The sequence below is a fragment of the Polaromonas sp. P3_C2 genome (genome assembly GCF_056402675.1).
In genome coordinates this window covers 1-2,254 of record NZ_JBFUGX010000655.1, presented here as the reverse complement: position 1 = coordinate 2,254, position 2,254 = coordinate 1, and the positions used below count along the sequence as shown (strand labels likewise).

Genomic DNA, 2,254 nt, shown 5'->3' with positions numbered 1-2,254 from the left:
AGGCGGCTTGTGCTGCAACCTTGTTGTTTTGGTGATCGCGCTGATCTTATAGTTAAAGCACGCCGCAGACAGGGGAAATATCTACGGATGCTGGATTCAGGCCTGTGAAAACGCGACCGCACCCGGTCTCCGTTCATGCGCAACTTTGCCACTACTTCGGCTGTCTCCGCCAACAGCATGCCCTTCTTCCACACCCTCAACCGGTTCGCCCGCAAGCGGATGGTCTCCACCGGGTCACGCACAGCGCTGCAAGCCGATACAGAACGCCGCAACTTCCTGTCAATGTACGCAACGTGATTGGGTAAGGATTTTTGAACCACACCCAGACTATTGGCATCGGGGGGCGAGAAAACCACAAGTAGTGTGGGGAACGCCCACACTCTGCACTTGTATGGGTCTGTAAGAGGATTTAAAAGTCACTGAATGCCATGGCAAGTAGACTTAGGTTGGGTTTATTGAATGCAGGCTTCAGGAAGCCTGCCGCAAATAAAACCATGATTTCGTGAGCTTAGCAAGGATGCATGGCCTTGAGCGGAAGCGATGCACGCGTCCGCGCTGCTCGTGTCCGCAGATTGGAGCAGGGCACTCACTACACCAATCAGTCGCGGACTGCTACTTATGCCATTCACCCGCCCAGCGAAAAGTCCTCCGCCGGAATCTCCCCCACAAATACCACCTGCGGTCGATCCTGCAGGTGCGCCAAAAGTGATCAGGTCAGCGTTGGCATCCAGGCCTTCAGGTAGGTTATTTCGAATTGCCACCATTAATGTGAGATCGCTGTTGTCATAAATGTTGGTAACGCCATAGCCAACTACACTGACCTGTGAAGACTTGGGAAGACCACTGAGTATTCTGACGCTCTCAATACTTGAGGGGAGTGCGTCCATATCCGACTTCTTCAACCTCAGAAGTGCAATATCTTTTCCCTCTCGAATCATCTGGTTAAGAGCGTCAACAGTATTCGGGAAAGCTTCCGGAATACCGTCTCCGAGCCATTCGGTTGCTTCGACCAAAACTTTTTTCATGTTTAGATTCAGATGTCCTCGCATCGCGTTGACCGTTTCGGAACCTTGTTGAAATGGCAAGAAGACCGCAACCTCCGCCGGCGAAAACTTACCTCGCGTCTCTTCGTTTAGCAAGCAATGAGCTGCAGTTAGAAACCAGTATTTCGCTATGACCGTCCCTGAGCAAAGCATGTAGTTTTTGTCCGGACGCGTCAGCGCCAGCATGCCGGAGTAAAGCAAACCCGACCTCCATACCGTCGGCTTGAGTCCCTTGTAATTCCCAGGGATTTTCCCAGGCTGGGATTTGTCAGGTGCGTTCACCTCGGGATTGGTGCTAAAGACCGCACCGAGTCCGAGCACGATACGGTTATTTTTATCCAGGCGAAGCTTCGAATCCAGGATGCGAGAGGCGATCTCCGGGTTTGAAGATTTGCGAGCCAGCTCCAGAATTAACTTGGAATCTATTCCGCTTGCGTTGATCCTTCCCGAGGGAATCTGATCTTTCAATGCGGTGCCCAGTTTGAGCAGGTTTAAACGTGCGTTTGCCTTGTTATTCAGATCAACGCCGCTACGGCCGCTTTGATCCTTAAGAACTGCGTCGAGTACATCGAGGTCGTAACTCTTGAACAATCGCTCTTTCGTGGAGTCATTCAAGTTGACCTCTGCGATACGGCTTTTTGCCCGTTCCAATCGAAGTTCCCGGAGCTGTTCAACGTCACGACTGTCAAGTCTTTCCCGTAGCTGAATTTCTTGAGCAGTACCGTRCCCTGCCCAGAGCACCAGACTGAATAGAATTACTGCTTTCACGGGCTACTCGACTTTCTTCTTGAGAAGTGCGTCGTACTGCTGTTTAAGCGTTTCTACTTCGATCTGCTTCTGGAGCAGGGCTTTCTCTTTTGTAAGCGGGTCACCCGCCGAAGCCTTCGCCAGGTCAAGTTCATTTTGTTTGGTCGTTAGAGCAATCTGGGAATCGATGGCATTGATCTGATTCTGCTGCTCTTTCTTTTGCCTTTCATCAGTGGCCGCTGCTTTAGCTTTCAAGGTATCGACGCGCAGTTGCATTAAATCTGCAAGGGATTTGGCCGTATCCGATGCAGCAGCGGCCCCCCGCTCAGCCCTCGCGGCCGCTTTGAAGCTCAACTCACTCATTGATCCGTCTTCGTTGAAAGAAGCATTTACCGAGTTGTTATCAAATGGCTCGTTTTTCAACCACACCAAGCCTTTGGCGCCAAATTGAGGCAGGCTTACAG

The 2,254-nt window shown here is 51.4% G+C and carries 2 protein-coding genes; both read right to left on the bottom strand.

The features are described 5' to 3' along the window. Positions 1-452 precede the first annotated feature (452 nt). Entirely contained in the window at positions 453-1,811 is a 1,359-nt protein-coding gene (locus tag AC1DWI_RS20305) for a trypsin-like serine protease (RefSeq protein WP_477725591.1), read from the bottom strand. A 3-nt stretch (positions 1,812-1,814) separates the two neighbouring features. Further along, the coding region (locus tag AC1DWI_RS20300; RefSeq protein WP_477725590.1) for a hypothetical protein at positions 1,815-2,254 on the bottom strand (440 nt) is incomplete at its 5' end.